This is a genomic window from Pseudoalteromonas sp. TAB23 (assembly GCF_000498075.1).
GTDB classification, from domain to species: domain Bacteria; phylum Pseudomonadota; class Gammaproteobacteria; order Enterobacterales; family Alteromonadaceae; genus Pseudoalteromonas; species Pseudoalteromonas arctica.
Genome location: NZ_AUTP01000333.1, coordinates 1 through 3,939 on the forward strand (window position 1 = coordinate 1; position 3,939 = coordinate 3,939).

Annotated in this window: 4 protein-coding genes and 1 pseudogene; 3 read left to right on the top strand and 2 right to left on the bottom strand. The window is 40.7% G+C overall.

What is annotated here, in order from left to right:
* Positions 1-362 precede the first annotated feature (362 nt).
* On the top strand, positions 363-908 hold the full coding sequence (locus tag L654_RS0122315) for a gamma carbonic anhydrase family protein (protein ID WP_024593212.1): 546 nt from the start codon (positions 363-365) through the stop codon (positions 906-908).
* On the opposite strand, the gene L654_RS0122320 is transcribed toward L654_RS0122315, so the two are convergent.
* Positions 900-1,154, bottom strand: coding sequence for a DUF1488 family protein (locus L654_RS0122320; protein WP_004335144.1), 255 nt, complete (start codon positions 1,152-1,154; stop codon positions 900-902). The two genes, L654_RS0122315 and L654_RS0122320, sit on opposite strands and share 9 nt — an antisense overlap.
* Entirely contained in the window at positions 1,151-1,975 is an 825-nt protein-coding gene (gene aroE, locus L654_RS0122325) for a shikimate dehydrogenase (RefSeq protein ID WP_024609093.1), read from the bottom strand. The genes L654_RS0122320 and aroE overlap by 4 nt, the downstream gene beginning before the upstream one ends.
* Positions 1,976-2,028: 53 nt before the next feature.
* On the opposite strand from aroE, the gene L654_RS0122330 reads away from it, so the two are divergent.
* Both L654_RS0122330 and L654_RS01000000126630 read left to right on the top strand, forming a co-directional pair.
* Positions 2,029-2,466 carry a group II truncated hemoglobin gene (locus L654_RS0122330; protein ID WP_024609094.1) on the top strand — a complete coding sequence of 146 codons (438 nt, stop codon included), beginning with the start codon at positions 2,029-2,031 and terminating at the stop codon, positions 2,464-2,466.
* A gap of 141 nt (positions 2,467-2,607) precedes the next feature.
* A pseudogene (locus tag L654_RS01000000126630) lies at positions 2,608-3,939 on the top strand (IS4 family transposase); the annotation flags it as partial.

Here is a 3,939-nt window from a genome sequence, read left to right on the forward strand (position 1 = left end):
TTTTGAGTCGCTTTAGCGTCTCAAGGGATGCGAATAATACACCCTTTATTTTTCGAGTCAACACTTAGTTTTAAACTTTCTTTCGATAATTTAAAACCGAAGTTTTATTTAACTCTCTGAGTTGTTCCTGCCTCGCTATGCGTTGGCGTTTCCCGTCTCAGTGGGGTCGCATTATAGGGAGATCATATTTTTACGCAAGCACTTTTTTAAAGAAAAAGTAAAAAAAGATACTGTTCGGTTAGTATCTGAACTAAACCCCCTAAAACTGATAGTTTTGTAACCAAACAGTGCACTGTATGGTACAAAAATCACCTTGCTGATACACTCAAATACTAATAATCATGATCTAAAAGGTACTAACTATGGCAATTCGTTCTTATAAAGGTGTTACTCCTTCATTTAATTCGTCTGTTTATATTGATGAGTCATCGGTTTTGGTTGGTAACATTACTTTAGGTGATAATAGTAGTGTGTGGCCGTTAGTAGCTGCACGTGGTGATGTTAACTATATACGTATTGGTGAGCGTACAAATATACAAGATGGCAGTGTATTGCATTTATCTCGCGCAACTAAAAGCAATCCTGATGGTTACCCACTTATTATAGGTGACGATGTAACAGTTGGTCATAAGGTAATGCTGCACGGATGTGTACTAGGAAACCGTATACTTGTAGGTATGGGCGCTATTATTATGGATAACGTGGTTGTTGAAGATGATGTAATTATAGGTGGAGGATCTTTAGTACCACCAAACAAACGTTTAGAGTCTGGTTACTTATATGTAGGAAGTCCAGCTAAGCAAGCCCGCCCTCTTACAGAGCAAGAGCTTGCCTTCTTAAAAATATCTGCCGATAACTATGTATCACTTAAAGATGAATACTTAGCTGAAATCGCTAACTTAAGTTAATAAGCTTACTTCAATTTGGCCTGCTGAGTTATAGCTCTCTTCTTCGATGAGCTCCTCGGCACGCTCTTCGTAATCAAAACGATACTTTTCAAAATATTCTGTTGCGTGGCTTTCGTCTGTTAATTTAAGTGTATTTACTTCTATTACACACTCCACCAGCATGCCACTAACTTGTGCAAAAAATACTAACTGATGATCGGGCTCTCTAAATTCCAGCCTATCGATAAACTGTATTGCCTGATTCATTTAAGCATTCCTTGTTTAAGCGCATTCACTACGGGAAGTATTTTTGGCATTTTATTACGCCATACGTAATATGCTTGAGCAGCTTGACCAACTAACATTCCGCTACCATCTAAAAGCTTAGCGTTAATATTATGCTGTGCAACCCAATTCATAAAAATGGTGTTTTGCAGTGAATAAAACATGTCATAAGCGACTTCACAGTTAGTTATATGTTTTTCATCAAGTGCTGGAAGCTCGTTATTCATACTGCTAGATGTAGAATTTATAATTAGTGAGTAATCGCTTACTGGTAAATCACTAAAGCCAAAGCCAGATACCGGTCCATATTGAGTAAACAGCTCTGCGAGTTCTTGGGCTTTTTGTGCTGTGCGATTAACTATTATTATTTCCTGAGGATTATGCTCTAACAAAGGTAAAATAACTCCTCGAGCGGCACCGCCCGCACCAATAATTAAAATGCGTTTATTAGTTATAGTAACTTTATTAGCGAGTAAATCATTTACAAAGCCCACACCATCGGTGTTATCACCGAGTAATGTGCCATCATCTCGTTTTTTTAATGTATTAACAGCCCCTACAATTTTAGCTAATGGCGTAAGCTCATCGGCCATTGCATAGGCTTGCTCTTTAAATGGCATTGTAACGTTAGCACCAACACCACCTTGCTCAAAAAAAGACAATACTGTTTTTTCAAAGTTATCGATAGGTGCTAATATTGCGCGATAGTCGATTTGCTCACCCAGTGATACAGCAAATTGTTTATGTATCGCGGGGGATTTTGAATGTTTAATTGGATTTCCAAAAACCGCATATTTGTCCATTTTAAAGCAACCTCTTTGCAGCTATACACTGCCTATTAACGATGATAAGTAATATGATTAAACGACTTTTTTCTAAATCTAAGCCAGCTCCCGAGCAACAGGCTCCTACTCCTGAAAAAACACCGTATGAAATAATAGGTGGAGAGAAAGGGGCGCGTGCTATCTCCAATCGATTCTACGACATAATGGAGTCAGATGAATACGCTAAACCGTTATATGATATGCATCCTCTGCCATTAGATCGAATTCGCCAAGTATTTTTTGAATTTTTATCTGGTTGGTTAGGCGGGCCAAACCTATTTACTGAAAAACATGGCCAGCCAATGCTACGTAAAAGGCATATGCCTTTTACTGTAGATAAAGCATTGCGCGATCAGTGGATGCACTGCATGAATAAAACGCTGGATATAGAAATAGACAATCCGTTGTTACGTGAAGGCTTAAAGCAATCATTCTCTCAACTAGCAACGCACATGATTAACCAGCATTAAATTTGTATTTAGCTACAATGTAAAAAGGCGCTAATTAGCTGTCTCTTATACACAAATCCCTGCTAAGAAATTAGCGGGGATTTTTTTGAACTAAATCTCAATGTCATGATCAGATCTTCAAATCTTGTTTGAGGGCACATTATGATTAACGAACATACTCATTGGGCAAAACAACAATTCGGTAAATCGGACTTAGGTGATCCAAGAAGAACAGCGCGTCTGGTAAAGTTAGCATCAACGCTTGCAAATGAACCAGGAAAACCACTTGTGAACATCACTCAATCCCCCGCCNGATATGGAAGGTGCCTACCGCTTTATTCGCAACGAGAATATTGACGCAACGGCTATAGCAGAGTCAGGCTTTAAAGCCACGGTTGAACAAGCAAAAAGTCATAACTTATTGCTCGCATTAGAAGACACGACCACACTAATTTATAAACATTCCTCCATTCGAGATGATTTGGGTCATGTCGGACGAGGAGCAAAACAACGAGGCTTGTTAGCTCATAGCGTATTACTGTTTGCGCCAGACACAAAGCAAGTTGTGGGATTAATTGAACAGTCTCGCTGGAGTCGTGATATCAACACGATTGGAAAAAGAGAAAAACACGCGACGACTTCTTACGAAGAAAAAGAAAGTTACAAGTGGGAGTCAGCGTCACGAGCGATGGCAGAGCGGCTGCAAGGACAAATGGCGAACGTGATATCGGTGTGTGACCGCGAAGCGGACATCTACGAATACTTGCAGTATAAACTGACCGAGCAGCAACGATTCGTCGTACGCTCGATGCAAAGTCGTCATATTGAAGAAGGTGAGGATAAGCTCTATGCGTTCGCAAGCGAGCTGATGAGTGCAGGCACCAAACACATCCACATTGCACAAAAAGGAGGAAGAAAAGCCCGAAGCGCAACACTGGATATCACCTATGCGCCAGTGACACTCAAAGCGCCTTACAATAAGAAAGGACGCTCCCTACCAGTTTACTATGTCGGCTGTGCAGAGCGAGGAAACGCTGAGAACGGCTTAAGCTGGCACCTATTAACCAGTGAACCAGTCACCAGCAAAGAAGACGCCTTAGCTATCATCACCTACTATGAGCACCGTTGGCTTGTAGAGGAATACCATAAAGTCTGGAAAAGTGATGGCACGGATATCGAAAGTTTACGCCTTCAAAGCCAAGATAACATGGAAAGATTGGTGACGATTAATGGCTTTATTGCGACGCGAATATTGCAACTAAAGTTCACCAATGAGCAGCCTGATTCTCCAAGTTGTGAACAACTGTTATCTCCCAAAGCATGGAAGTTATTGTGGTTAAAGAGAATAAAAACACCATTGCCTGAAACTGCTCCAAATATGTCATGGGCGTATCAGGAACTGGCAAAGTTAGGAGGCTGGAAAGATACCAAGCGCACAGGGCGTGCATCTGTGAAAGTGTTATGGCAAGGATGGCTTAAGTTACAAGCCATCCT

What these genes read in the sequence shown, in the direction of transcription:
- L654_RS0122320 (WP_004335144.1), bottom strand. Translation starts at nt 1,154, where the DNA reads ATGAATCAGGCAATACAGTTTATCGATAGGCTGGAATTTAGAGAGCCC.
- L654_RS0122315 (WP_024593212.1), top strand. Translation starts at nt 363, where the DNA reads ATGGCAATTCGTTCTTATAAAGGTGTTACTCCTTCATTTAATTCGTCT.
- aroE (WP_024609093.1), bottom strand. Translation starts at nt 1,975, where the DNA reads ATGGACAAATATGCGGTTTTTGGAAATCCAATTAAACATTCAAAATCC.
- L654_RS0122330 (WP_024609094.1), top strand. Translation starts at nt 2,029, where the DNA reads ATGATTAAACGACTTTTTTCTAAATCTAAGCCAGCTCCCGAGCAACAG.